Origin of the sequence: Paracoccus jeotgali (assembly GCF_002865605.1) — a bacterium.
Lineage (GTDB): Bacteria > Pseudomonadota > Alphaproteobacteria > Rhodobacterales > Rhodobacteraceae > Paracoccus > Paracoccus jeotgali.
Genome location: NZ_CP025583.1, coordinates 2793080 through 2818602 on the forward strand (window position 1 = coordinate 2793080; position 25523 = coordinate 2818602).

Annotated in this window: 22 protein-coding genes; 2 read left to right on the plus strand and 20 right to left on the minus strand. The window is 67.6% G+C overall.

Going from position 1 to position 25523, the window contains the following annotated elements; genetic code table 11:
- Window positions 1-68: 68 nt before the first annotated feature.
- The 7 genes from CYR75_RS13440 to CYR75_RS13470 form a co-directional block, all read right to left on the minus strand.
- Complete coding sequence (locus CYR75_RS13440; protein ID WP_101500506.1) at window positions 69-1334, minus strand: TRAP transporter large permease; 1266 nt, start codon at window positions 1332-1334, stop codon at window positions 69-71.
- A complete protein-coding gene (locus CYR75_RS13445; RefSeq protein WP_101500507.1) occupies window positions 1331-1879 on the minus strand; it encodes a TRAP transporter small permease in 549 nt (182 codons plus the stop codon). Before CYR75_RS13445 ends, CYR75_RS13440 begins: the two co-directional genes overlap by 4 nt.
- Window positions 1880-1947: 68 nt before the next feature.
- Complete coding sequence (locus CYR75_RS13450; protein ID WP_158644661.1) at window positions 1948-2904, minus strand: TRAP transporter substrate-binding protein; 957 nt, start codon at window positions 2902-2904, stop codon at window positions 1948-1950.
- A gap of 58 nt (window positions 2905-2962) precedes the next feature.
- On the minus strand, window positions 2963-3622 hold the full coding sequence (locus CYR75_RS13455) for a flavin reductase family protein (RefSeq protein ID WP_101500509.1): 660 nt from the start codon (window positions 3620-3622) through the stop codon (window positions 2963-2965).
- 23 nt (window positions 3623-3645) lie between these two features.
- On the minus strand, window positions 3646-5463 hold the full coding sequence (locus CYR75_RS13460) for a nitrilase-related carbon-nitrogen hydrolase (RefSeq protein WP_101500510.1): 1818 nt from the start codon (window positions 5461-5463) through the stop codon (window positions 3646-3648).
- 4 nt (window positions 5464-5467) lie between these two features.
- Window positions 5468-6397 (minus strand): fumarylacetoacetate hydrolase family protein, encoded by a 930-nt coding sequence (locus tag CYR75_RS13465; protein WP_101501056.1) that lies wholly within the window; start codon window positions 6395-6397, stop codon window positions 5468-5470.
- A 29-nt stretch (window positions 6398-6426) separates the two neighbouring features.
- Window positions 6427-7545 (minus strand): cupin domain-containing protein, encoded by a 1119-nt coding sequence (locus tag CYR75_RS13470; RefSeq protein WP_101500511.1) that lies wholly within the window; start codon window positions 7543-7545, stop codon window positions 6427-6429.
- Window positions 7546-7687: 142 nt separating this feature from the next.
- Here CYR75_RS13470 and CYR75_RS13475 point away from each other — a divergent pair, with 142 nt between their 5' ends.
- Window positions 7688-8422 carry a GntR family transcriptional regulator gene (locus CYR75_RS13475; RefSeq protein ID WP_101500512.1) on the plus strand — a complete coding sequence of 245 codons (735 nt, stop codon included), beginning with the start codon at window positions 7688-7690 and terminating at the stop codon, window positions 8420-8422.
- A 111-nt stretch (window positions 8423-8533) separates the two neighbouring features.
- Here CYR75_RS13475 and CYR75_RS13480 read toward each other — a convergent pair whose 3' ends face one another.
- The 12 genes from CYR75_RS13480 to CYR75_RS13535 all read right to left on the minus strand — a co-directional run bounded on the left by CYR75_RS13480 (window position 8534) and on the right by CYR75_RS13535 (window position 22020).
- Window positions 8534-9742, minus strand: a complete 1209-nt coding sequence (locus CYR75_RS13480; RefSeq protein WP_101500179.1) for an acyl-CoA dehydrogenase — start codon at window positions 9740-9742, stop codon at window positions 8534-8536.
- 160 nt (window positions 9743-9902) lie between these two features.
- Entirely contained in the window at window positions 9903-11423 is a 1521-nt protein-coding gene (locus CYR75_RS13485; protein WP_101500513.1) for a class I adenylate-forming enzyme family protein, read from the minus strand.
- Window positions 11420-12247: an oxepin-CoA hydrolase, alternative type gene (locus CYR75_RS13490; protein WP_101500514.1), complete on the minus strand. Its 828-nt coding sequence runs from the start codon at window positions 12245-12247 to the stop codon at window positions 11420-11422. The genes CYR75_RS13485 and CYR75_RS13490 overlap by 4 nt, the downstream gene beginning before the upstream one ends.
- Window positions 12244-12678, minus strand: a complete 435-nt coding sequence (locus tag CYR75_RS13495; RefSeq protein ID WP_101500515.1) for a PaaI family thioesterase — start codon at window positions 12676-12678, stop codon at window positions 12244-12246. Before CYR75_RS13495 ends, CYR75_RS13490 begins: the two co-directional genes overlap by 4 nt.
- A complete protein-coding gene (locus CYR75_RS13500; RefSeq protein ID WP_101500516.1) occupies window positions 12675-13673 on the minus strand; it encodes an acyl-CoA dehydrogenase family protein in 999 nt (332 codons plus the stop codon). The genes CYR75_RS13495 and CYR75_RS13500 overlap by 4 nt, the downstream gene beginning before the upstream one ends.
- Window positions 13674-13688: 15 nt before the next feature.
- Window positions 13689-14885, minus strand: coding sequence for an acyl-CoA dehydrogenase family protein (locus CYR75_RS13505; protein WP_101500517.1), 1197 nt, complete (start codon window positions 14883-14885; stop codon window positions 13689-13691).
- 11 nt (window positions 14886-14896) lie between these two features.
- A complete protein-coding gene (locus CYR75_RS13510; protein ID WP_101500518.1) occupies window positions 14897-16072 on the minus strand; it encodes an acetyl-CoA C-acyltransferase in 1176 nt (391 codons plus the stop codon).
- Entirely contained in the window at window positions 16069-18183 is a 2115-nt protein-coding gene (locus CYR75_RS13515; protein ID WP_101500519.1) for a 3-hydroxyacyl-CoA dehydrogenase NAD-binding domain-containing protein, read from the minus strand. The genes CYR75_RS13510 and CYR75_RS13515 overlap by 4 nt, the downstream gene beginning before the upstream one ends.
- A 2-nt stretch (window positions 18184-18185) precedes the next feature.
- Complete coding sequence (locus tag CYR75_RS13520) at window positions 18186-18986, minus strand: IclR family transcriptional regulator (RefSeq protein WP_101500520.1); 801 nt, start codon at window positions 18984-18986, stop codon at window positions 18186-18188.
- 8 nt (window positions 18987-18994) lie between these two features.
- On the minus strand, window positions 18995-20332 hold the full coding sequence (locus tag CYR75_RS13525; RefSeq protein ID WP_101500521.1) for a TRAP transporter large permease: 1338 nt from the start codon (window positions 20330-20332) through the stop codon (window positions 18995-18997).
- Between the two features lies 1 nt (window position 20333).
- Window positions 20334-20840, minus strand: coding sequence for a TRAP transporter small permease (locus tag CYR75_RS13530; RefSeq protein ID WP_101500522.1), 507 nt, complete (start codon window positions 20838-20840; stop codon window positions 20334-20336).
- A gap of 124 nt (window positions 20841-20964) precedes the next feature.
- A complete protein-coding gene (locus CYR75_RS13535; RefSeq protein ID WP_101500523.1) occupies window positions 20965-22020 on the minus strand; it encodes a C4-dicarboxylate TRAP transporter substrate-binding protein in 1056 nt (351 codons plus the stop codon).
- A 220-nt stretch (window positions 22021-22240) separates the two neighbouring features.
- On the opposite strand from CYR75_RS13535, the gene CYR75_RS13540 reads away from it, so the two are divergent.
- The gene (locus CYR75_RS13540; RefSeq protein ID WP_101500524.1) at window positions 22241-23674 is read left to right on the plus strand and encodes a hypothetical protein; all 1434 of its coding nucleotides are present in this window, start codon (window positions 22241-22243) and stop codon (window positions 23672-23674) included.
- A 143-nt stretch (window positions 23675-23817) separates the two neighbouring features.
- Here the strand turns inward: CYR75_RS13540 and CYR75_RS13545 are convergent, their stop codons facing one another.
- Entirely contained in the window at window positions 23818-25323 is a 1506-nt protein-coding gene (locus CYR75_RS13545) for an MATE family efflux transporter (protein ID WP_225972738.1), read from the minus strand.
- Window positions 25324-25523 lie beyond the last annotated feature (200 nt).

Below are 25523 nucleotides of genomic sequence, written 5' to 3' on the forward strand. Positions count from 1 at the left end.
GTAGAGCGGCCGCAGGAAGACCCCTTGCTACAACTGACGGGGGAGCACTTCCTTCAGGCTCCTCACCCTCACAGCAGCCAAAGTGTCAGGGCCGGCCATAGGGCGATCAGGACCACGACCAGCATCGTCACCAGCACAAATGGCAGGATCTCGCGGACCAGCGTCAGGAACGGCAGATCCACCACCGCGACGGCGATATAGAGACCGGTTCCCACTGGCGGCGTCAGCAGACCGATGGTCAGCGTCATGCAGATCACGACGCCGAAATGGATCGGGTCGATCCCATAGATTGCGGTGGCCATCGGCAGCAGGATCGGGACCATGATGATCAGCGCCGCAATGCCATCCAGGAACGCGCCGATCCCGATCCCTAGCAGGAACACCAGCAGCAGGAAGACAGTCGCGTTCGACGTCATCCCTTGCAGGAAGGTCGCCAGCTCTTGCGGCACATGGGCATAGGTCAGCAGCCAGCCGAACACCTTGGCGGTCGCGATCAGGAACAGGACCAGTGCCGAGTTCAGGGCCGTTCGCGTCAGTATCCCCGACACGTCACGCCAATGCAGCGCCCGGTAGACCGCCACCCCCAGAATGACCGCGATTGCCGTCGCCAAAGCCGCGGATTCGGTCGGCGTCACGACCCCGAATGAAATCCCCAGCACGATCACCACAGGGATCAGCAGCCCGGCCGCCGCTGCGCCGAGAACTCGCCAGGGGTCGGCAGGCTGCGCCGGGGCAGCGTTTTCGCTGTGAACCGTCTGCCGGGGCGCGCGCAGCGTGACCAGCAGGACCAGCAGCGCAAACAGCAGGATACCGGGCAGGATCCCCGCGATGAACATGTCCGCCACCGAGACCTGAGCGATGACCCCATAGATGATGAAGATCATCGAGGGGGGGATGACCGGGCCCAGCATCCCGGCGGCAGCGGTCAGGGCGGTGGCAAAGCCGCGGCTATAGCCGTCCTGCTCCATCTCGGGGACCATCACCCGGGTCATCACCGCGATCTGCGCGGTCGCCGAGCCCATGATCGAGGCCAGCATCAGGTTGGCCGTCAGGCAGACGTAGGCCAGTGCATGCGGCAGGCGGCCCAGGATCAGCTTGGCGGCAGCGATAAGGCGGGTGGTGATGCCCCCGCTGTTCATCAACTCGCCCAGCAGGATGAAAAGCGGGATCGCGAGCAGGTCGAAGACCTCGAGCCCGCTGAAGAGGATCTGCGGAATCGCGTCCAGAACGGCGAAATTGCCGGTCGCGAACATGAAGACGAATGCCGCGGCGAGCAGCACGAAGGCCACCGGCATGCCGATGGCGAGCAGACCCGCGAACATCACGCCGGTCATGGTGCGCGCTCCAGCGTGGCGTGGACGGGTGGGCGGTCTTCAGGCGTCGGCGGCGTCAGGTGACGCAGCAGATTGGCCGCGGTATGCAGGGTCGCGAGGCTAAAGAAGATGGGCACGATGGCATAGAAGGGCCGCTTGACCATTCCCAGCGTCAAGGCCTGCTCGAACTGCATGGCAGGTGACTGCAGCCAGCGCCAACTGACCCATGCCAGCGCCACCACCATGCCGAGCACGATCAGATCGACGAGGATATGCAGCCCCCGGCGCAACCGTCGCGACGCCAGATCGGCCACAAAGGTCAGGGCGATCATCTCTTGTCTCGCGATGGTCGCGGCGATTGCCAGAAACGCCATCCAGATCAGAATGTAGACGGCTAGCTCTTCGGCGAAATAGATCGGCGCCGACACCGTATAGCGCATCGTGACATTGACCAGCAGCAGGGTCGAGAAGGCCACGATCAGGATCTGGCAAAGCCAGAGTTCAAGCCGCGCGAGCGCGTGACTGGACGCGGTCAGCGCCGTGGATAGCTGGCGGATCTGCCTCATGTCGCGGCTCTCCCTTGATGCTTGGCGGCGACCGGGCGGCGGCGTTGTCGTCGCCCGGTCGCGAGGTATTACTGGGCGATCTCGCTCTGGAACTTCGCGACTTCGGGGATTTTTTCAAAGGCGTCGTCAAAGGCCTTGTTCGCGGTGCTGAAGACGCTTTTTGCATCCTCCAGACGGACGACCTCGATCTCGCCTTCGAGCTGCGACAGAAGTCTCTGTTCGGTCTCGATCTGCAGGTCCGATGCCCAGGACAGCGTCTCGTCCAGAACCGTATCGAAGATTTCCTGCTGTTCCGCCGACATCTTTCCCCAAGAGTTCTCGTTGATCATCACAACGCCGGGGAAGGCCATGTGATTACTCACCGTCAGATGCTTGGCCACCTGCTGCAGCGACTGGCCGACCAGGGCATCCAGATCGATGTCGACGCCGTCCAGCAGGCCGGAATCGAGCGACTGATAGACGTCCGCCAGTTGCACCGGTGTCGGCACGGCACCCGCAGCGGCCCACCAGACCTGCATGCCGGGGAAGGGGGTGATGCGGATTTTCTTTTGCGCCAGATCGTCAAGCGTTGTCGCCGCCTTGTTGGTGGTCAGGATATGCCGCATGCCGGCGAACACATAGCCGAGCCCGCGTATCCCCTGCGGCTTCAACGTCTCGAGGATCTCCTGCGCGGTTTCGCCTTTCGAAGCGGCGATGGCCTCTTCGACATCGGCAAAGGCAAAGGGCGAGAACCAGGCGAGGAAGGCCGGTCCGCGCGCGCTTGCCGCTGCGGCGCTGACAATGCTCATGTCGAGGACGCCGACCTGCATCTGCTGCAGCAGATCGCTTTCGGGGCCTAGCTGGGCTGCCGGAAAGACCGAGATCTTGATCTCTCCACCCGATTTCTCGCCGACCTGTTCTGCCAGACGTTCAGCGGCCTTGGTCCAGACGTGCGAGGGCGGTGTGCCTGTGCCCAGCCGATATTCGACCGACTGGGCGGATGCAGCGGATGCGGCGAGGGACAGCGAGGCGCCGGCTGCGACCACGGCGAGCAGACGGGGCAAGTTCCGAAGGGATAGCATCGGTGGAGTCCTCCTGTTGAAGTCATTCATTCTTGGCATCGGCGCCCGGCATCGCGCCGGACTGCCAGTCGGCAAAGGTGGGGCGCGTCATCTGGAATAGGGCGGTGCTGCGCGCATACCAGCCGCTGCCATGCATCCGCGCGATCAGCTGCATGGCGGGGGTGTCGACATAGCCGCGTTCCGCGTCCAGCACGAAGGCGTCGTCGATGCGGATCGACAGGATGCGGCCGATGGCGATGGCCTGATGCGGGCCGGTCACCAGCGTCGAGAAGGTCTGACATTCGAAGGACACCGGCGCCTCGGCGATCTGGGGCGGCGCGACGTGGCGCGACGCCAGCGGCGTCAGGCCGGCGGCGTCAAGCTCGCTGAACCCGCGCGGGGCGTCCATGGTGGTGATGTTCATCTGCGCGGCCAGCGGCTCTGACACCAGGTTCACCACGAACTCGCCGCCGTCTAGGATGTTGGCGGCGGTGTCCTTGAATCCCTTGTCCGGATCAGCCAGCAGTCCCAGCACCAGCGTCGGCGGGGTGTGGCCCATGACGTTGAAAAAGCTGTAGGGCGCGGCGTTCACCGTCCCTTGCGGCGCCAGCGTGGTCACCCAAGCGATGGGGCGCGGCGTGACGGTCGAGGTCATCAGCTTGTAGCCGATTTTTGGATCGATCTGATCGAGGTCAAAATGCATGGATCGCCTCTGCCTTTGCTGGCTTAGGGCCGGTCGGTGTCGGATGCGCGGCGGACGGCGGGCTTGCGCCGGTCGTCGACCCGCAGCTCGAAGATGTCGGGCCGGGCGTAATGGCCGGTGACGTCGAAATCGTATTTGCCGCGCGTCACGAGGTCGGGGTCGATCTCGGCATAGAGGACCGTCTCGCCTTCGAAATCGGGGCCGGCGATGACCTTGCCGGTCGGGTCGATGATGGCCGAGCCGCCGCGCATCATTACCGTGTCGGGGTCGTCGCCCAAGGCCGATTCATGCGTGTCGGGATAGGCGCCGCGGGTGATGTACTGGCACGAGGTCAGCACGAAGCACCGCCCCTCTAACGCCACATGCTGCATGGTGGGCACCCAGGTGTCGCGGTCGTCGGCGGTCGGCGCGCAATACAGCGTGACGCCTTGGGCATACATGTGCATCCGCAGGGCGGGCATGTAGTTCTCCCAGCAGATCACGGCGCCGATGCGCCCCAGCGGGCTGTCGACCGCTTCCAGCGTCGAGCCATCGCCGAAGCCCCAGATCAACCTCTCGCCCGCCGTCGGCATCAGCTTGCGGTGGGTGTTGACCAGCCCGTTCGCGCCGTCGAAATAAAGCGCCGTGCAATACAGCGTGCCGCCATCGCGTTCGATGCAGCCGATGACGGCGAAGACGCCGGTCTCGGCCGTGGCGGCGGCGATGCTGGCGATTTCGGGGCCGTCCAGATCTACGGCGGCCTGATGATAGGCGGCAAAGGCCGCCCGGCCTTCGGGTTTGCGCAGGCCGATGGGGGCGCCGAAGCTGGCGCCCTTGGGATAGCCGCCCAGCACGGCCTCGGGGAAGACGATCAGCCGCGCGCCTTTTTCGGCGGCGTCGTGAATGGTGCGGACGATCTTGTCGGCGGTGGCCTTGGGATCGTCGGGGACAGAGGCGATCTGCGCGACCGCCGCGGTAAAGGGCGCCATTCGGGTCTCCTTGAAGATGGCCGCGCGGACCGCCGTGACGAGGGGCGAGTCCGGGTCCGTGAGGCTGAGAGCGATGTTGAAATGATTGTGCTCGGGCATGGCGATCGGGGTGGCGCGATGGCCCGCCTTGCGCCACGCGGAGACGAAATCCTCGGTCTGGCGCCGGAACTCGGACGTCTCGCGCCCGCCGACCGAGGCGATCACATGCGCCGTGCTGCGATCGGGGATCTGCGCCATGGGCGACAGATCGGCGATCTGGGCATCGGTAAAGCGCATCCAGTCATTGACCTGCGTGTGACGTAGCGGCGTCAGATCGTGCAGCCCGCTCAACGCCAGCGCGACGCCGATAATATCCTGCGGCAGGCCGAGGGGGTGCTGCCAGTCCGGCATCAGCAAGGTCCCGACCAGATGCCCGCCGGCGGATGATCCGCCAACATGAATGCGCGAGACATCCAGCCCGTAATCCGCGCCATGCCGGTAGAGCCATTGGATCACCGCCCGGACCTGACGCACGATCTCGTCAAGATCCGCCGCCGGTGCCAGCGTGTAATCGATCACGGCCACCGCGACGCCGGATCTGACCAGACCTAAGGCGGCAAAGGCGTTGTCCACGCGCGACCCGCCGCGCCAATAGCCGCCATGGATCCAGACGAAAAGCGGCCGGCCGGGTGCGGCGCCATACAGATCCAGCGCCTCGCCCGAGACCTCGTCATAGACCAGCCCGGCGTGGTGCGGCACCTCGGCGCTGACGATCTGACTGTGCCGGACATACAGCGCCTGCTCGTCATCGAACGACGCCACGCTGTCGCGGGCGTTGTATTCGCGGTCCAGCGTGGCGGCGTCCATGCCGTGATAAAGGGCGGCGGGGCTCATCCTATCAACGCTGTCCCACCGGGCCGATGGCCACGACCGGGTTGCGCAGGGTGCCGATGCCGTCGACGCCGCATTCGATGACGTCGCCGGGCCACATCCATTCCTGCGGATCGCGGCCCGCGCCGACGCCCTCGGGCGTGCCGGTGGCGATGATGTCGCCGGGTTCCAGCGTCATCCCGGTCGAGATATCGGCAATCAGCGTCGGGATGTCGAACAGCAGGTGCCTTGTGTTGGAGCGCTGCTTTTCCACGCCGTTGACGTTCAGCCACAGGGTCAGGTCATGCGGATCGTCGATCTCGTCCGCGGTGACGATGACCGGGCCAAAGGGGGCATAGGTGTCCTGCCCCTTGGAAAAGATCCACTGCCCCGCCCGCCGGTTGTCCCGCGCGCTGACATCGACCATCACCGAATAGCCGAACACATGTGCCATGGCGTTGTCCGCCGCGACGCGGCACGCCGTGCTGCCGATGATGACCGCAAGCTCGACCTCCCAATCGAGCTGCTGGGTCATGGCGGCATTGTGCTGGATGGCGTCGCCCGGCCCGATCACCGCCGTTGGCGGCTTGGTGAACACCACCGGCTTGTCCGGCAATTCGCGCGAGGTATCGAGGGTCTTGGCGGATTCCGCGACATGCTCGACATAGTTCAGGCCGATGCCGAAGATGTTCTTGCGCGGCCGCGGGATCGGCGCCAGCAGGCGGACATTCGACAGCGGCACCGCGATGCCGATGGGCCAGTCGCCATCGACCTCGTCCAGCGCCTGCTGGACCACCGCCAGACCGGCCGGACCAAGGTCGATCAGGTCCAGCATGGTGGCGGGGAAATCCTCGCCCAGGGCCGCCCCAAGCGCCTCGCAATCGATGATCTGGTCGCCCGCGATGATGCCCAGACGTGCCGATGCCTCGACCGAGGCGCGATAGGTCGCAAGTTTCACTTCCACTCTCCCTTGATGTTGTCGTCGCCTCAGACCGGCTGGTGGCCGCCATTCTCGCCGAAGGCCTGCTCGCGATAGATCCCCAGCGACCGCATGACCGGCAAATCGTTCAGGCAGAACAGGCAGGCATCCTCGCGATCCGAGGCATTGGCATGTTCGTGCCAGGCCCAGGACGGCACGCAGAAGATGTCGTGTTCCTTCCAGTCAAAGCGGGTGCCGTTGATGATCGAATGACCGGCGCCCTTGGTGACGTGGTACAGATAGCTGCCGGTATGACGGTGCGCCTTGGTCCGCTCGCCCGGCCGCAGCATCTGCATCGACGCCCCCATGGTCTGCGTTACCGGCCCGCCGCTGTGCGGATTGACATATTCCATCATCACTCCGTCAAAGGGAGAGCCATCGGTGACCGCCGCGTATTTCTGCAGCGCGTCATAGGTCGGCGCCCATTCATACTTGTACATGGGCGAATAGGCCTTGTCCCAGTCCCCGCCCGAGGGCAACAGGCCGGCATTGCCCCAGGTCTTGGTCATGTCATCGACCGGATGGGCCACCGCCTGATTCAGATCGGGATGCACCTCGTAGAAATTCGCCTCGAGCGCGTTCATCAGCGGAATGTCCAGCCCGTCCTGCCAGATGCAGGGCGAGCCGTCCTCGGCCACGCCATGTTCGTGCCATGTGCCGTTCGGGGTCAGCACGAAGTCATTGGCGCCAAGCGTCATCTTGTGCCCATCGACGACCGTATAGGCGCCGCGCCCCTCGATGATGAAGCGCACGGCGGTCGCGGAATGGCGATGGGCCGAGGCGACCTCGCCCGGGTGCATCACCTGCAGTCCGGAATACAGCCAGCCCACCGCCGCCGACACGTCCTGCCGGCCCGGATTGTTCAGATAGATGACACGCCGCCCGGCCTTTTCCGGCGTCACCAGATCGACCGATCGCAGCACATGCGCGCGCAGGTCGGCATAGCGCCAGATCACCGGCTTCGAGGTCGATTGCGGCTCCCACGGTTCGATCTTGTTGGCCACGGTCCACAAGGCGCCGGCGTCGAAACGCTCGAGCTCGTCGTAATAGGCCAGCAGTTCGGGCGTATCCTCGACATTGGCGCGGCCTGCGACATCCTCGCGGTAATTCTCTCGCTGTCTGGTCATCCAATCGCTCCCCTCGATCGTCTGTCCAGCCCAGTGTTACGTCAGGGCCGGTGCGAAAGAAAGAAATATTTGCGAAAATCCGCGGCTCTTGCGATAGTGTCGTGGAACTGGCAGCGTGGCTGCAAAACCTTGGGGCAACCGCATGACACTTGCCGACAGCGCCTATGCGCGCATCCGCCAGGACGTCGTCAACGGCACCTTGCTGCCGGACCATCCCCTGCGGCTGGACGCGCTGAAGGCTCGCTATGGCATCGGCTACTCGCCCCTGCGCGAGGCCCTGAACCGGCTACAGTCCGAGCGGATCGTGGTCGCCGTCCCGCTGCGCGGTTTCACCGTCGCGCCGGTATCGCTCGAGCAGATGTGGGACGTGATCGAGACGCGGATCCATATCGAATCCCGGGCGCTGGCGCTGTCGATGCAGCATGGCGACGATGCGTGGGAAAGCGGGGTGGTCTCGACCATGCACGCGCTTTTGCTGCAGGCGCGGCGTCTGGCCGATCAGCGGGAAGCCTCGCCCGAGGGGCGGCAGAAGCTCGAGGACCGGCACCGCAGTTTCCACCGCGCGCTGATCGCAGCCTGCCGGTCGGAATGGCTGCTGGATTTCTCGGCCAAGCTTTATGTCGCGTCGGAACGCTATCGCCACACCGCGCTGACCGGCACCGCCGCCGATGGCAGCCAGCGCGACCTGCAGGCCGAGCATCGGCTGCTGGCCGAAACCGCCATCGCCCGCGACGCCCCCCGCGCGCTGGAGTTGCTGAAGACGCATTATCAGGAAACCGGACGCCATCTGGAGCGGTCGATGCGGCAGGGGTCAGAGGGTGCTGCTGCCGCTGACGCGCCCTCGGCCGAGGCCGGCGCGGTGCGAGAGCCGGGGTGACGCGGGGGCGATGCCGCCCGCGACAGGCTGGCGAGCAGGTGTCTGCGTCTATCCGCACCGGCCGGGTCTAGTAGCGGGCGCCGGAGGATCACCCCCCGGCGCCGAATGCCGTCAGAAGAACGCCTGCAGCCCGGTGATCGCCCGGCCCAGGATCAGGGCGTGGACGTCGTGGGTGCCTTCATAGGTGTTCACCGTTTCCAGGTTCACCATGTGGCGCATGACCTGGAACTCCTCGGAAATCCCGTTGCCGCCATGCATGTCGCGGGCCATCCGCGCGATGTCCAGCGCCTTGCCGCAATTGTTGCGCTTGACGATCGAGATCATCTCGGGCGCGGCCTGGGCCTCGTCCATCAGCCGGCCGACGCGCAGGCTGGCCTGCATCCCCAGCGCGATCTCGGTCATCATGTTGGCCAGCTTCAGCTGCTGCAGCTGGGTCTGGGCCAGCGGCTTGCCGAACTGGTGGCGGTCCAGCCCGTATTGGCGCGCGGCGTGCAGGCAGAACTCGGCCGCGCCCAGCACGCCCCAGCTGATGCCATAGCGGGCGCGGTTCAGACAGCCGAACGGGCCCTTCAGCCCCTCGACGCCGGGCAGCAGCGCGTCCTCGCCCACCTCGACATTGTCCATGACGATCTCGCCGGTGATCGAGGCGCGCAGCGACAGCTTGCCGCCGATCTTGGGCGCCGACAGCCCCGGCATCCCCTTGTCGAGCACAAAGCCGCGGATCTTGCCGCCATGGGCCTCGGACTTGGCCCAGACCACGAAGACATCGGCGATGGGCGAGTTCGAGATCCACATCTTCGACCCGTTCAGCACATAGCCGCCCTCGGTCTTCTTCGCCCGCGTCTTCATGCCCGCCGGGTCCGAGCCGGCATCGGGTTCGGTCAGCCCGAAGCAGCCGATATATTCGCCGCTGGCCAGCTTGGGCAGGTATTTCCGGCGCTGTTCGTCCGAGCCATAGGCAAAGATCGGATACATCACCAGCGAGGACTGCACCGACATCATCGAGCGATAGCCGCTATCCACCCGCTCGACCTCGCGCGCGACCAGGCCGTAGGCCACATAGGACGCGCCGATGCCGCCGAATTCCTCCGGCACGGTGACGCCCAGCAGGCCCATCTCGCCCATCTCGCGGAAGATCTCGGGGTCGGTCGAGGCGTCGCGATAGGCGTCGATGATGCGCGGCTGCAGCCGGTCCTGCGCATAGGCGCGGGCGGCGTCGCGGATGGCGCGCTCGTCCTCGGTCAGCTGGTCGTTCAGGCGGAACGGGTCTTCCCAGTCGAAACGGCCCAGATCCGGCGCGTCTTTCGGTTTCAGAGCCATGGCGGCGGTCCTTTCAATGGTCATGGGGCGCGGCCCCGGCGTGAGATATGGTGTCAGAGGGGACAAATGGGGGCCGTCAACGGTCTGCGGCGTGGCTGGGACGGTGAGTGGCGACAGGGCCGTGACGCAGACGGTGCGGCGCGGTGTCCGGCACCCCCGCTCACCCTTCGTGTTTGCTGTCCAGCGCCTCCTGAAACGTGTCCACCAGCTTCTGCTTGAAGATCTTGCCATTGGGCGAGGTCGGCAGCGAGGTCGTCACGATGATGCGCGTGGGCCGCTTGTAGGGGGACAGCCGTGCCGCCACATGCTCCAGCAACTCCTTTTCGCTGACCGCAGCGGAGTCGTCGGTCTGGCAGAAGGCGAGTACTTCCTCATTGCCGCCTTCGGTCTTGCGGCCGATCACGGCGGTCTGGATGACGCGGGGGTGGTCGTTCAGCGCGGCCTCGACCTCGGGCGGATAGACGTTGAAGCCGCCCCGGATGATCAGCTCGCGCGAGCGGCCGGCGATGTGCAGATTGCCGTCGCTGTCGATGCGGCCCAGATCGCCGGTGCACAGGAAGCCCTCGGCATCGAAGGCTGCGGCGGTGGCTTCGGGGTTGCGGAAATAGCCGGGCATGACATGCGGCCCGCGGGTCTGGATCTCGCCCACGCCATCGGCGCCGACATTGCGCAGGCGCAGATCGACGCCGGGCAGGGCGGGGCCCACGCTGACATCGGGCACGCCGGGCGGGTTGGTGGTCAGCGTGACGCCTGCGGTCGTCTCGGTCAGGCCATAGCCGTTCTGCAGCGCCACGCCGTAGAACGCCTCGGCCCGCCGCTTCCAGTCGGGGTCCAGCGGCGCCGCGCCCGAAGAGACATAGCGCAGCCGCCCCGGCGGCAGGCGGCCTCTGCCGCTTTTGCTGACCTCGTCCATGATCAGCGCGTGCATCTGCGGGACCGCCGGCAGGACGCTGACGCCGGATTGCAGGGCCTCGACGACGGCCGGGGCCGAGAAGCGCGGGAACAGCCACAGCTCGGCACCCGCGACGGTGCTGGCGATCATCATCGAGGTCAGGCCGAAGACATGAGTCATCGGCAGCACGCCCAGGATCAGGTCGTCCGAGGTGATCTCGCGCATCCGGGCCGAGGTCTGGCCGCCAAACAGCAGGTTGGCGTGGCTGAGCATCACGCCCTTGGGCGTCCCGGTCGAGCCGGTGGTGTAGAGGATCACCGCCGTCTGCGCGGCGCCCTCGGCCACCGGCTCGGGCGTGGCGGACGGGTGCGGGCCGGCGATCGACAGCTTGCCAAGCGGCGTGTCCCACCCGGCCGCACCCGCGATCTCGGCATGGGTGCCGGCCTGCGGCGAGACATGGTTCAGATAGACGGTCAGGCGCGGGTCGGCATGTTCCGCGATGCGGTGCAGCTCGTGTTCGGTCATGCGGGCATTGACCGGCACGGCCACCGCATCAAGGCGCGACGTCGCCATCAGCAGACCGACCAGCGCGGCACAGTTTTCGGCCAGGATCAGCAGCCGGTCGCCGGGGCGCAGGTCGCGCGCCTGCAGTTCCGTGGTCAGCACCTCCACGGCGTCGGCCAGTTCTGCATAGCTATAGGTGCTGCCGGCCTCATCGCGCAGCGCGGGCGCATCGGGGCGGGTGCGGCGCTGGATGTCGAGCAGGTCGTGCACGCGGGTCAGGGTCATGGGCGGGGTTCCTTCTTGTCGGCGCCAGAGCTGCCGCGGCCGAAATCGGGCGTGGTGCGGTTCAGGCGGGCGGTCAGGCCGGCGGCGGCCTCGGGGGCGGCCAGCGCATCGGCCATGGCCTCGGCCTCGCGGTCCAGTTGAGAGTCGAAATCGCCCTCGCGGGCGGCGGCGAGTAGCTGCTTGATCGCGCCCTGGGCCGCGGCCGGGCCCTGCGCCATGCGCGCGGCCAAGGCGGCGGCATGGGCCAGCGCCTGCCCCGGCGCGACGAGATCGGTCACGACGCCCATGGCCGCAAGGGTCGCGGCGGGGACCGGGTCGCCGGTCAGGCACATGCGGGCGGCAAAGCCCGCTGGCACCCTGCGCGCCAGCGAGGAGGTCAACCCGCCATCGGGCACCAGCCCGACGCGGACATAGGCGGCGGCAAAGCTGGCATCCTCGGCCGCGACCAGCAGGTCGCAGGCCAGCGCCATCGACAGCCCCGCCCCGGCCGCACCGCCTTCGACGGCGGCGATGACGGGGCGCGGGCAGGCGCGGATGGCGCGGATGGTGTCGTGCAGATCCTCGATCCGCGCGCGCCGTTCGTGCCGGGGCGTGGCCGCGCGCGTGGCCAGCGCGTTCAGGTCGCCGCCGGCGCAGAAATAGCCGTCGGCCCCGGTCAGCACCACGGCGCCCAGACGATCCTGCGCCGCGGCCTGCGCCAGCGCCTCGCGCAGGCGGGCATACATGGCGGGGGCCAGCGCGTTGCGGCGGCCGGGGTTCGACAGCGTCACCCGCAGGTGATCGCCGCAATCCTCGGTCAGGGCGTCGGCCTGCGGGGCGGTCATGGGCTGTCCTTCGGGCGGCTTTGGGCGGCGGCGGGGACGCGCTTGAAGATCCCGCTGGCGGTGGCGATCAGGGTGCCGTCGTCATGGACCAGCTCGGCCGAGACGAACAGCAGGCTGCGCCCGCCCCCGACCACGCGGCCCGCCGCGGTGACGCCGCCATGGCGCGCCGGGCCGACGAAGTCGATGTTCAGCGAGACGGTCAGGAAGGGCTGGCGGCCGCTGTCATCGACGGTCAGGCTGGCGGTGGCGCCCGCCGCGCTGTCCAGCAGCATCCCCGCGATCCCGCCATGCAGCACGCCGTGGCGGTTGGTGTGGCGCTCGTCCAGGACCAGCCGGCAGCGGGCGCGGCGGTCGGGCTGGCCCACGTCGAGCACATAGCCGACCATACGCTGCGCGCCGGTCTCGCCCTGAATGATGCCGCTGTCGCTCATGCCGCGCTGGCCGCGATGAAGCGTTCGAGGTGATGGTCGCTGTCGCCGAACCGCGCATCGGCGGCCAGCAGGCGGCGGGCGAGGGGGGCCAGCTCGTATTCCTCGGTCATGCCGATGCCGCCATGCAGCTGAATGGTTTCCTCGGCCACATACAGCGCGACGCGGCCCAGCAGCGATTTCGTCGCCGCGACATGGCGGTCGCGGTCGGCGGTGTCGAGGTTCCCGGCCAGGTTCCACACCGCCGAACGCGCCTGCTCGACCTCGGTCAGCAAATCGGCCATGCGGTGCTGGAGCGCCTGGAACGAGCCGATCGGCCGGCCGAACTGCTTGCGGGTCTTGAGGTAGTCGGTGGTCAGCTCGACCGCCTTTTCCATCGCCCCCAGCGCGTCGGCGCAGACCGCAAGGATCGCCGCCGCCAGCGGCCGGTCCAGCAGCGCGGCATCGCCGATCCGGCGGGCGGGGGTATCCCTTAGCGTGACCTCGGCCGCGCGGCCGCCATCCATCAGGGCATAGCCGCGCAGGCCCAGCCCTTCGGCCCCGGCCTCGACCAGCCACAGCCCGTCGGTGGTCTTGACGATCAAATGCGTCGCATCCTCGGCCCCCGGCACCAGCGACTTCTCGCCGGTCAGCCGCTCGCCCTCGGCGCGGGTGGACACCTTGCCGTCATAGCGCTGGCCCGGCTCGTCCAGCGCCACGGCGATGCGGGCCTCGCCACTGGCGGCGGCCTCGGCCAGATCAGCCTCGCCCGCGGCGGACAGGATGCCTGCGCCCAGCACCACGCTGTCCAGCAGCTGTGTGACGGCGGCGGCGCGGCCAAGGGTGCGGAACACCATCAGGATGTCCCGCCCGGTGCCGCCAAAGCCGCCCGCCTCTTCGGTCATCAGGGCCAGGCCCGCGCCCAGTTCGGACAGGGCGGCGGCGTCCCCGCCGCGCTCCAGCGTGCGGGCGAGGCTTTCGCCCAGCATGGTCTGTTCGTCGGTGAAGCCGAAATCCATGACGCTTTTCTCCCCTTAAAGGCCCAGCAGGGATTTCGCGATGATCCCCCGCTGAATTTCGTTCGAGCCGCCATAGATCGACAGCTTGCGGTTGTTCAGATAGGCGCGGGTCGCGGCTGCCGCCTCGGGCGGGCCGGGGGGCAGGTCGTCATTCGCGCCCTCGACCGCCTCGGACGGAAAGGCCAGCGCCCAGGGGCCGACTGCGCGGCGGGTCAGGTCGTTGATCGCCTGCCGGATCTGGGTGCCCTTCAGCTTCAGCATCGAGCTTTCCGCCCCCGGCACCTGCCCGGCCGCCGCCTGCGCCAGCATCCGCAGGTTAGTGGTCGCCATGGCCATCAGGTCGATCTCGATCTCGGCCAGACGCGCGGCGAATAGCGGGTTCTCGATCAGCGGCTTGCCATGCGCCTGCTGCGCCCGCGCGATGCGCTTCAGCGCCGCGAGGCCCGCCGTGGCGAAGCCCACGCCGGCGATATTCGTCCGCTCATGCGTCAGCAGATATTTGGCGTAGGTCCAGCCCTTGTTTTCCTCGCCCACAAGGTTTTCCGCCGGCACCCGGACATCGTCGAAAAAGACCTCGTTCACCTCTGGCGTGCCGTCCAGCAGCACGATGGGGCGCACAGTGATGCCGGGGCTGGTCATGTCGATCAGCAGAAAGCTGATCCCCTCTTGCGCCTTGGCGGTGGGATCGGTCCGCACCAGGCAGAAGATCCAGTTCGCGTGCTGGCCCAGCGTGGTCCATGTCTTCTGGCCGTTGACGACATAGTCGTCGCCGTCGCGCACCGCCGTTGTCTTGACCGAGGCGAGGTCCGATCCCGCGCCGGGTTCGGAATAGCCCTGACACCACCAGTCCTGCCCGTTCAGGATGCGCGGCAGAAAGCGGTCCTGCTGTTCCTTGCTGCCGAATTTCTGCAACACCGGCCCCAGCATGGCGATGCCGAAGGGCAGGACGCGCGGGGCGCTGGCCAGCGCGCTTTCCTCGTCAAAGATGTGGCGCTGGATTGCGGTCCAGCCGGCGCCGCCGAATTCGCGCGGCCAGTTCCCGGCCAGCCAGCCCTTTTCGTTCAGAACGGCGTGCCATTCCTCGATCTCGGCCTTGGTCAGTTCCTGCTGCAGCCGGACCTTTTCCGACAGCCGCTCGGGCAAGCGGTCCTGAAGGAACTGGCGGACCTCGGCGCGAAAGGTCTGGTCGTCGGGCGAAAAGCTCATGTCCATGGTGGTTCCCTTCAGAAAATCTCGATCAGGCCGGCAGCGCCCTGGCCGCCGCCGATGCACATGGTGACGACGCCCCATTTCGCGCCACGCCGACGGCCTTCCAGCAGGATGTGGCCCGCCATGCGCGCGCCGGTCATGCCGAAGGGGTGGCCGATGGCGATCGAGCCGCCATTCACGTTGAAGCGGTCCGGGTCGATCCCCAGCCTGTCGCGGCAATACAGCGCCTGGCTGGCGAAGGCCTCGTTCAGCTCCCACAGGTCGATGTCCTCGACCGTCAGCCCGGCGCGTTCCAGCAGGCGCGGCACGGCGAAGACCGGGCCGATGCCCATCTCGTCCGGCTCGCAGCCGGCGACGGCAAAGCCGCGGAACGCACCCAGCGGGGTCAGCCCCTCGCGCACCGCCAGATCGCCCTCCATGACCACCAGCGCCGCCGCGCCGTCGGACAGTTGCGAGGCGTTGCCGGCGGTGACGAAGCGGTCCTCGCCCTTGACCGGCTTCAGCGCGGCCAGCGCCTCGAGCGTGGTCGAGGGCCGGTTGCATTCGTCCATGGTGAAGGTGACGTCCTCATTCCGGGTCTCGCCCGTGGCCTTGTCCAGCACGGCGCGGGTCACGTCGATGGGGATGATCTCGTCCGCGAACAGCCCCGCCTGCTGGGCGGCGGCGATGCGCTGTTGCGAGCGCAGCGCGTATTCGTCCTGCGCCTCGCGGCTGACGCCATAGCGTTCGGCGACGATGTCGGCGGTGTCGATCATCGGCAGATAGAGGTCGGGCTTGTGCGCCTCGATCCAGGCCTCGCGCGAATGGCGGGGCGGCGGCTGCACCAGGCTGATCGATTCGACGCCGCCGGTCAGGATCGCCTGCGCGCCCTCGACCTGCACCATATGCGCGCCCATCGCCAGCGCCTGCAGCCCCGAGGCGCAGAAGCGGTTGACGGTGGCTCCCGCGATGCTGACCGGCAGGCCCGCACGGATGACGATCTGGCGGGCGATGTTGCCGCCTGTGACGTATTCCGGATAGCCGCAGCCCCAGATGCTGTCCTCGATCAGCGCCGGGTCGATGCCCGCCCGTTCCACCGCGACCGAGGCGACGCGGCCGCCCATGGTCGCGCCATGGGTCAGGTTCAGGCTGCCCCGGCCGGCTTTTCCGATGCCCGTGCGGGCGGTCGAGACGATGACGGCGTCTTTCATGTCGCGTCCTTTCCAGTGTTGGCGTCGGCAAATGTCCCGCCCTGATCCGCAAGCCGGTCCAGCAGCGGCGAGATTTGCCAGAAATAGGGGTCTTCGGCGGCAAAGCGGGCGATGTCGGCGCGAATGGGGTCCAGCCCCTGCGCGTCGGCCCAGTGCATCGGCCCGCCCTTCCAGCGCGGAAAGCCGTAGCCATGCAGCAGCACCACGTCGATATCCGAGGCGCGGGCGGCGATGCCTTCGTCCAGGATCCTGGCGCCTTCGTTCACCATCGCCGCCATGTAGCGGGTCTGGATCTCCTCGGGCGTGAAGCTGCGCGGGGTGATCCCCTGCTCGCGGCGGATGTCGTCCAGCGTCGCCTCCATCTCGGGGTCGGGGCGGCCCTGCGGGGACTGGTCGTCATAGGTGTAATAGCCGCGCCCGGTCTTGCGGCCCAGACGGCCGGCCTCGACCAGACGGTCGGCAAAGACTGGCACCCGCTCGCGTGGGTCGCGGGTCGGCGCCTTGCGCTGGCGGGTGGCATAGCCGATGTCCAGCCCGGCCAGATCGCCGACCTGATAGGGGCCCATCGGAAAGCCGAAGCCGACAATCGCCTGATCCACCTGATAAGGCGAGGCGCCGTCCAGCACCATGTGATCGGCCGCGGTGCGATAGGCCAGCATCATCCGGTTGCCGATGAAGCCGTCGCACACGCCAGAGCGCACGCCGATCTTGCCCATCCGCTTGGCCAGCGCAAAGGCCGTCGCCACCACGTCGGGGGCGGTGTCGTCGGCCACCACGATCTCCAGCAGCCGCATCACATTGGCGGGCGAGAAGAAATGCAGCCCGATCACGTCCTGCGGGCGCGCGGTCGCCTGCGCGATCAGGTTCACGTCCAGATACGAGGTATTCGTCGCGAGCACCGCGCCGGGACGGCAGATGCCGTCGAGGGTGCGGAACACCTCGCGCTTGACGTCCAGATCCTCGAACACCGCCTCGATCACCAGATCGACCTGCGCCAGCGGGTCATAGCTTGCGACGGCGCGGAAGGCCTGCGACAGCATCCGTTCGCGTGCCTCGGCCGCCAGCTTGCCGCGCTTGACGGCGCCGTCCAGCATCCGGCCGATGCCAGCGGCGGCCTTGTCGGCCGAGGCCGCATCCCGTTCGACCAGCGTCACGTCCAGCCCTGCACTCAGCGCCGCCGCCGCGATGCCTTGGCCCATGGTGCCGCCGCCGATGATGCCGACGCGGTCCAGACGGCGCGGGCTGACGCCCTTCAGGTCGTCCTGCTGCGCGGCGCGGCGTTCGGCGAAAAAGGCGTGGATCAGGGCCGCGCGCTCGGGCGTCTGCATCAGCTCGGTGAAGGCGCGGCGTTCCAGCGCCATGCCTTCGGCAAAGGGCAGCGCCAGACCTTCGACGATGGTGTCCAGCGCGCGCATCGGGGCGACCTGCCCGCGCGCGGATTTCGCCAGCTTGCGGCGCGCCTCCTCGACCGCCGCCGCGTCCACCGTGGGGGCGTCGGCGTCGGCCAGACGGCGCGGCCCCGCGCCCTGATCCAGCAGCCGCCGCGCCTCGGCCGCGCCCGCCTTAACGGGGGCGGTCTCGTCGGCCAGGGTGTCGATCAGCCCCAGTTCCAGCGCGCGGTCGGCGCCGATCTGACGGCCAGAGGTAACAAGCTCGATGGCCGCCTCGACCCCGACGACGCGCGGCAGCCGCTGCGTGCCACCGGCGCCGGGCAGCAGGCCCAGCGTGACTTCGGGCAGGCCCATCCGCGTGCCCGGCACCGCGACGCGGTAATGGGCGCCCAAGGCGACCTCGAGCCCGCCGCCCAGAACCGTGCCGTGCAGCGCCGCGACCACCGGCTTGTCCGAAGCCTCGATGGCGGCGACGACATCGGGCAGGCCGGGCGGCACCGGCGGCTTGCCGAATTCCGAGATATCGGCCCCGGCGATGAAGGTCCGGCCGGCGCAGAACAGCACCGCGATCCGCGCCTCGGGGTCTTGGGACAGGCGGTCGATGGCCTCGGCCAGCCCTTGCCGGACGGCCGCGGACAGCGCGTTGACGGGCGGGTTGTCGACCTCGATAAAGGCGATCTCGCCCTCGCGGCGATAGGTGACGGGGGTCTGTTCAGCCATGGTCAGGCCTCCGTGCGGATCAGGCCGGGGGCCTGTCCTGTCAAGCGTTCCAGGGTGCGGACGGCGGTGGCGAGCTGCGGCCCGACCTCGCTCTCCATCCGCTCGATCGGCGCCTCGCGTGGCAGCGCGCCGCAGGTAAACACCACCGGCTCGGCCAGATTGCTGCTGCGGAAGGGCACCGAGACGGCGTTATACGCGGCCGAGGTCCAGCCGCCGGCGGGGGTCGAGACAAAGCCGCGCTGCGCCAGTTCGTTATGCGCCTGCGGCCGGTGGTCCATCATCGCGTGCAGCGCCTGCGCGTCCGGCAGAAGCTCGTCGGCGATGCGGTCGATCTCGGCCGGGCTGGTCGCGGCGATGAAGGCGCGCCAGGACGAAAAGGGCTGCAAGGGAATCCGCTGCCCGACCTCGAGCCAGATCGAGGCCACGCGCCGCGGCCGCCAAGTGCGGATCAGCACCAGCTTGTCGGCGTCGCGCACCGCCAGCACGACCAGCGTCCCGGTGTCGTCGGCCAGATCCTGCATCAGCTCATGCGCCGGCACCAGGAAGGACAGCGAGGCCGCCGCGACATGGCCGACCGCGACCAGCGTCGGCCCCGGCCGAAAGCGGTCGTCGCGGGGCGACTGGACCAGATAGCCCAGCTCGCGCAGGGTGAAGGTCAGCCGCGAGACGGTCGATTTCGGCAGCCCCGTGCGCTGCGCGATCTCGGCATTGCTCAACCCGTCATCGGTGACGCGGAAGGCGCGCAGAACCGACAGCCCCCGGGCCAGGGTGGTCGCAAAGCGGGGATCGTTCTGCTCGGTCATTGCCTGCCTCACAAGCCGTTCGGGATCAGGGTCGAGATGGCGGGCACCAGGATCAGAATGGCCAGCACTACGATATCCATCGCCAGAAAGCGCATCACCCCGGCAAAGATCTGATCCACGGTGATGTCGCGCCCGGTGACGTTGCCGATGACAAAGACGTTCAGGCCCACAGGCGGCGTGATCAACCCGATCTCCAGCAGCTTGACCACGATCACCCCGAACCAGATCAGGTCCATCCCCAGATTGTCGACCATCGGGATCACGAAGGGCAAGGTCAGCACGATGATGCCCACCGGGTCGAGGAACATGCCGAGGAAGATATACAGAACCGAGATCGCCACCATCAGCAGCAGCGGCGACAGCCCGGCATCGGCCACCCATTGCGACACCATGCCCGCCGCCCCGGTCAGCGCGACGAAGGACACGAAGATCTTGGCGCAGGCGGCGATCAGGAAGATGGCGGCGGTCTGGATGAGGCTTTCGCGGATCGCGACCCACATCGAGCGCAGGCTCAGCGAGCGTTCGGCGAAGCCGATCAGGATGGTCAGTAGGACGCTGACCGCCGCTGCCTCGGTCGCGGTGAAGATGCCGCCATAGATGCCGCCGATGATGACGGTGAACAGCACCAGCGCGGGCCATGCCGAGATGGCGGCCCGCAGCCGCGCCCCCCGGACCAGCGGCGTCGGGTCCACCGGCGCCGCGGACGGGTCGCGCGACACCCACCAGAAGACGACGATGACATAGCCCCCCAGCGTCAGCAGCCCCGGCAGGATGCCAGCCAGAAACAGCTTGCTGATCGAGGTCTCGGTAAAGATGCCATACAGGATGAACAGCACCGAGGGCGGGATCAGCGACCCCAGCGTGCCCCCCGCCGCGACCGAGGCCGTGGCCAGCCGCGGGTTATAGCCCAGCCGCAGCATCTCCGGCACGCAGATCCGCCCCATGGTCGAGGCGCAGGCGATGGACGACCCGGAAATCGCCGAGAACCCGGCGCAGCCCATCAGCGAGGCGACGCTGACGCCCCCCGGCACCCGGCGCAGCCAGACATTGGCCGCGTCATAGATGCGGGTGGTGATGCCGGTATGATAGGCGATGTTGCCCAGCGCCACGAACAGCGGGATCATCGACAGGTCGTACGAGTGGATCAGCTCGAAAAAGCTGTTCACCACCATGGACGAGGTCGGGTTGATGGCGCGTTCCGGGGCAAAGCTGCCGCTGCGGAAGGCATAGATCAGAAAGGTGCCCACGGTCGCCACGCCGGCCAGCACAAAGGCGATCGGCACGCGCAGCGCCAGCAGCACGATGACCATTCCGAAGGCGACAAGTCCGATGGTTGCTGGATCCATCTCAGACGGACTCCTCTTCGGTGTGGGTGGTGACGGTCCCGGTGCGGCGCAGTTCCAGCGCGTCTTCCAGCGCGACCAGCGCCAGCCGGATCGTCATGATCACAAGGCCCAGAAGAAAGGCCAGCTTCATGGGCCAGCGCGGGATGCCCAGAAGCCCGTCATAGAACTCGTTCGACCGCCACGATCCTGCCAGATTGCGCCAGCTGGCATAGATCAGCGGCAGCACCGCCAGCAGCGCGATGATCCAGCCGAACACGATCAGCCGGCCTCGCATCCGCGGCGACATGCGGTCGGTGACGAAGGTCACGGCGATATGGGCGCGGCTGGCCGTGGCCGCCGCCAGCGGGAATACGATGGTCGGGATCATCAACTCGCGGACGATGATGACGATGTCGGGCACGCTCCAGCCGAAGAACTGGCGGCCGATTACATTGGCGCTGATCGCCAGCGTCAGCGCCAGGGTCGAGACGACCGCGAATTCAAGCAGGATACGTTCGATGGCCTTCATGGTCGCACCTCCGGGTCCGGTCGGACGGGTTCGATCAAGGGATGGCCGGGGCCGATGGCGGCCGGGCCGGCAAACGGGCGCGCGTGGGGATCGGCGCGCCCGCTTCTGTCAGGTCAGGCGGGGCTTAGTTGGCCTTGGGCGCCCAGGGGTAGCCCTGCTCGTCGCGCTGCTTGGTGTATTCCACGATCAGCGCGGTGTATTCATCCACCAGCCCCTGACCGTCGAGACCCGCGGCATTGGCGCGCTCGATCCACTCGCCGACATATTTCTTGCCGCCTTCGGCCAGACGCGCGCGATCCTCGTCCGAGATCTTCAGGACCGGAGTCCCCTGATCTTCCAGAATCTTGACAGAGCGGGCGTTGGCGTCGGTCAGGATGCGGGCGAATTCATCGGCCAGCCCCTCGCCCGCGGTCATGATGGCGGTCTGCTGCTCGGGCGTCAGCGCGTCGAAGCTGTCCTTGTTCATCATGATGCCAAGGGCGCCGATCTGGCCGAAATCCAGCTCGGTATAGCTGTCGAAGACCTCGTCGAACTTCAGCGCCTCGACCAGATAGGGATAGGTCTGGGTGCAGTCGATCAGACCCGTGTCCAGCCCCTGAAACGCCTCGTAGACGGACATGTCGACCGGGGTCGCACCAAGGTCGTGGAAGACCTTGCCATAGGCGCCGACGCCGCGGATCTTCAGGCCCTTGACGTCGTCCAGCGACTCGATGGTCGCGCCCTTGCACCCGACCTGCACCGCCGAGGTGGTATAGGTGCCGACATAGACCAGGTTCTGGTTGGCCAGATTTTCGCGGATCTGCTCGTTCTCGCGCATCAGCTTATCGGTGGCGCGCATCCCGACCCAGGGGTCGGGGTTCGGGATCGGCAGGTCGGCCAGCCCGTAGGCGACCATGTCCTGCGGGAAATAGACCCCGATGACCGAGCCCATATCCGCAACGCCGTCACGGATCGACTGGACCGCGACCTTTTCGGAAAAGAGTGCGCCGCCCCAGTTCACGTCGATGGTGACGTCGCCATTGGTCTTGTCGGCCACCTGGTCGACGAACCACTGCGTCGCCTCGGCGCGCACGCCGCGATTTGGGCCGGCCTCGCCATAGATCAGCGTGGTCGCCGTCGCGGCCGAAACCGCCGAGCAGAACATGCCGAACGTCAAAATTCCTGTCGTAAAATAGCGCATGATGATTCTCCCTCTAGTTCCAAAGGCTGGCACAGTGTTCCGAAGAATGGAACCCCTTGCGTGACCAGTCGCAATTTTGCGAGGGTGTCGGCGAAGTTCCGCAGTAAGGGGTAGATTCGTGCTCACCTTGGCAGAAGGCGCATCCGCTTTCTTTTACGGCCCTGCGGCCTGCCTCTGCTGTGGCCGGTGGCAAGGGTCTGCGGCGCGGATGCCGGTCTGAATGCCGACGCCTCGCCCGCCTGCGCGATCCATCCGCACGCTGATTGCGCAGGGCTGCATCATCGTCGTGATCCTCGCGTCCTTCGCGGGCATCTTCCTGCACGTCACGGCCATTGGGCTGACCGCCGGGGTGGCGCTGGCGGTGTTTCTGGTCCTGTGCTGGCGGCAATTCACCATCGCCACCTGGCTGACCGTGGGCCTCTGCGTCGTGCTGCTGGCGGCGGCCATCCTGCAGGGTATCGACCTGGAAACGCTGTCGCGGGGGCTAGAGCGGATGGCTTTTCTGGCGGCGCTGCTGGCGCTGCTGGGGGCGCTGCGGGTGGTCGCCTCTGGCGCGCCAGAGGTCGAACGCGCCGGGCGCTATCTGACCACGCGCCCGCCGGGTCGGCGCTATCTGGCGATGAATTTCGGCGGGCATGTCTTCGGCGTTCTGATCAATCTCGGCGGCTTCGCGCTGCTGCTGGACATGACGCGCCGCTCGCTGGAGCAGACGAGCGCGCATCTGCCCCCGCATCTGCGGGAATGGCGGCTGCGCCGCATCACCACCGCCGTTTTGCGTGGCTTTTCGCTGGCCCCGCTGTGGTCGCCCATCGGGCTGGGCCTGAACGCGCTGCTGCTGGCGATGCCGGGGCTGGCCTATGCCGATATCGGCCCGGCGGGCCTGCTGGCGGCGGCGCTGTTTCTGGCCTGGGGGTGGTTTCTGGACTGGGCGGGCGCGCCGGTCATTCCTGCGGGCGTGCGGGTGGGTCAGCAACCGCAGGCCCCGGCGGACCCGGGCGGCGTCGTGCTGCTGGTGCTGCATGTGGCGCTGCTGGCCGGGCTGGTCTTTGGGCTGCACGCGGTGACGGGGCTGCAATTCCAGCAATCCCTGCTGATCGCAGTGCCCGGTTATAGTTTGGCGTGGGCCGGCTGGCTGGGGCGCGGCCGCATGGGCGGCGCGCTGCCCGCCATGCGCCGCGCCACCGCCGCGACGGTCCGGCGCTTCCCCCTCGCCGCCGCCGAGATCGGCGTCTTCGCCTCGGCCGGGCTCTTGTCGGTGCTGGCGCTGGAGCTGCTGCCCATCGACCGGGTGCAGGCGCTGGTCGCCCAACTGATCGGGGCGCCCTGGCAGATGATCGTGCTGCTGAACCTGACCATGTTCGCGCTCGCCACGGCAGGGGTGAACCCGATCATCACCGCCTCGGTTCTCGGCGGCCTCGTCACCCAACTGGACGTGCCGGGGCTGAGCGACGCGGCCGCAGCCCTCTCTCTCGCCGGAACCTGGAGCTGCGTGATGGGCTTTACGCCGCTAATGACAACGGTGGTCTACGCCGGGGCCTTGGTCGGACGCCCCGCCGCGGTGGTGGGCTTTCGCTGGAACGGGCTGTATTCGCTGTCAGCGCTGACGCTGTGGACGGTCGGCATGGCGCTGCTGGTGCAGGTGGGATGGATGTGACGGCGGGCTAGAAGGGCAGATGCGGATCTGCCTTCGCTGCTGCAAGAGGCGAAAAGAGACATGGCGAGGCAGGAAACGCTGGCGCCGCTGAGGCAGCCGAGACTGGCAGAGCGTTAGATCACACACCCACCAGCGCCGCCCCTCTAAGCCGCCTGCTCCTGCCCCCCGCGCCGCTTCCATAACGTCGTCGGGGCGAGGTCGCTGCCCGAGGAGCAGCTGCCGCCGTGGACGCGGTAGCCCTCGGCGCCCTGCGCGGCCTCTTCGGCGGGCAGAAGCTTGCCCTTGCGCCAGCCGCCCTGCAGGTAAAGGCCCGCGCCCAGCAGCGCCGTCGCCACCATGCCGGCCGGGAAGGACAGCCACAGGGCATCCGCCCCCAGCATCGGATAGAACCCGAACGCGAAACCGAGGCGGACCGGATACATCGAAATCACCATGACGATCAGCGGGCCGATGACATAGCCATTGGCGCGCATGGTCCCGAACAGCACCTGCGCCACGCCAAAGAACAGATAGCCCCAGCTGGCGAGGATCTGGATGCGCGAGCCGATGGGCACCGCCTCGCTGTCGCGGCCGAGAAACAGGCCCAGCACCGTCTCGTCGAAGACCGTCACCGCCGTGATCAGCGCGCCCGTCAGCACCAGGTTGAAAACCAGCCCCCAGCGGGTGATCCGCGACACCCGGCTCCACTGTCCCGCGCCGATGTTCTGGGCCGCCATGGCACTCGCGGCGGCGCTCAGCGCCATGGCGGGCATCTGGACATAGGTCCAGAGTTGCTGGGTCGCCCCATAGGCCGCGGTCGTCTCGACCCCCTCGCGGTTGATCAGGGACAGCATGGTCAGCGCCGCTGATGAGATGACGATCATCTGCAGGCCGATGGGCAGGCCCTTGGTGATCATGGCGATCAGGATCCGGCGCTCGGGCCACAGAAAGCGCAGCTCTGGCCCGCGCAGCGCCAGGATCGAGCCGCGCAGATAGATCGTCGTGCCCATCCCGATCAGCGCCAGCAAATTGGCAATCGCCGTGGCGAAGGCCGAGCCGAAGATGCCCCATTCGGGGAAGGGGCCAAGCCCCAGGATCAGTGTCGGCGTCAGCACCAGGTCGATCCCCACCGACATCACCATGAACCACAGCGGCGTCATCGAATCGCCCGTCCCGCGCAGCGCCATCATCAGCAGCGTGAAGGTCAGCGTCGCCGGCATGGCGATGAAGATCATCCGCAGATAGGTCAGCGCCAGACCGGCCGCGGATTCCGGCGTGCCCAGCAGATCGAGCAGCGTCGGCGCCAGCAGCCAGCCACCGGCGGCGATCACCACGCTCAGCGGGATGATGCTGCCAAGGGCGGTGCCGATGGTGCGCTTGGCGAGGTGCGGATCGCGCCGGCCCACCGCCTGTCCGATCAGGATGGTGGAGGCCATGCCGAACCCGAAGACAAAGGAAATCAGCATGAACATCAGGATGTTGCCGTTGGCGGTCGCGGCCAGCGCCTCTTCGCCCAGAAACCGGCCGACCCAGATGGCGTTGATCGAGCCGTTCAGCGATTGCAGCGCCGATGATCCCAGCGTCGGCAGGGCGAACAGGATCATCGAGATGGGGATCGACCCCGATGTCAGGTCGCGCCGGCCGGTCCGAGGGATTGCTGCTTCGCTCAACGTCGTCCCCTTGGATGAAGGTCAGCCCCGCGCGGTCTGCGGGCGCAGGCGATGGACCTCGCCCGCGTCGGGCCGCCGAACCGTCGGACGCACCGGCCACGCAAGCGGAACCCGAAGGCAGAACCTTCCAGCTTTTCACGCGAATGAAAAGCCGTTGATCTCTGTCGAGGCTCTGGCTGCGCTATTTGGCTGCCGCGACC

Bases quoted from the DNA above. Each gene is read 5' to 3' on its own strand.
- CYR75_RS13440 (WP_101500506.1), bottom strand. From the start codon at position 1,334: ATGACCGGCGTGATGTTCGCGGGTCTGCTCGCCATCGGCATGCCGGTG.
- CYR75_RS13525 (WP_101500521.1), bottom strand. From the start codon at position 20,332: ATGGATCCAGCAACCATCGGACTTGTCGCCTTCGGAATGGTCATCGTG.
- CYR75_RS13445 (WP_101500507.1), bottom strand. From the start codon at position 1,879: ATGAGGCAGATCCGCCAGCTATCCACGGCGCTGACCGCGTCCAGTCAC.
- CYR75_RS13490 (WP_101500514.1), bottom strand. From the start codon at position 12,247: ATGACCGCCCCGCAGGCCGACGCCCTGACCGAGGATTGCGGCGATCAC.
- CYR75_RS13510 (WP_101500518.1), bottom strand. From the start codon at position 16,072: ATGAAAGACGCCGTCATCGTCTCGACCGCCCGCACGGGCATCGGAAAA.
- CYR75_RS13500 (WP_101500516.1), bottom strand. From the start codon at position 13,673: ATGGATTTCGGCTTCACCGACGAACAGACCATGCTGGGCGAAAGCCTC.
- CYR75_RS13480 (WP_101500179.1), bottom strand. From the start codon at position 9,742: ATGGCTCTGAAACCGAAAGACGCGCCGGATCTGGGCCGTTTCGACTGG.
- CYR75_RS13495 (WP_101500515.1), bottom strand. From the start codon at position 12,678: ATGAGCGACAGCGGCATCATTCAGGGCGAGACCGGCGCGCAGCGTATG.
- CYR75_RS13460 (WP_101500510.1), bottom strand. From the start codon at position 5,463: ATGAGCCCCGCCGCCCTTTATCACGGCATGGACGCCGCCACGCTGGAC.
- CYR75_RS13505 (WP_101500517.1), bottom strand. From the start codon at position 14,885: ATGGACATGAGCTTTTCGCCCGACGACCAGACCTTTCGCGCCGAGGTC.
- CYR75_RS13515 (WP_101500519.1), bottom strand. From the start codon at position 18,183: ATGGCTGAACAGACCCCCGTCACCTATCGCCGCGAGGGCGAGATCGCC.
- CYR75_RS13485 (WP_101500513.1), bottom strand. From the start codon at position 11,423: ATGACCCTGACCCGCGTGCACGACCTGCTCGACATCCAGCGCCGCACC.
- CYR75_RS13540 (WP_101500524.1), top strand. From the start codon at position 22,241: ATGCCGACGCCTCGCCCGCCTGCGCGATCCATCCGCACGCTGATTGCG.
- CYR75_RS13470 (WP_101500511.1), bottom strand. From the start codon at position 7,545: ATGACCAGACAGCGAGAGAATTACCGCGAGGATGTCGCAGGCCGCGCC.
- CYR75_RS13455 (WP_101500509.1), bottom strand. From the start codon at position 3,622: ATGCATTTTGACCTCGATCAGATCGATCCAAAAATCGGCTACAAGCTG.
- CYR75_RS13475 (WP_101500512.1), top strand. From the start codon at position 7,688: ATGACACTTGCCGACAGCGCCTATGCGCGCATCCGCCAGGACGTCGTC.
- CYR75_RS13530 (WP_101500522.1), bottom strand. From the start codon at position 20,840: ATGAAGGCCATCGAACGTATCCTGCTTGAATTCGCGGTCGTCTCGACC.
- CYR75_RS13520 (WP_101500520.1), bottom strand. From the start codon at position 18,986: ATGACCGAGCAGAACGATCCCCGCTTTGCGACCACCCTGGCCCGGGGG.
- CYR75_RS13535 (WP_101500523.1), bottom strand. From the start codon at position 22,020: ATGCGCTATTTTACGACAGGAATTTTGACGTTCGGCATGTTCTGCTCG.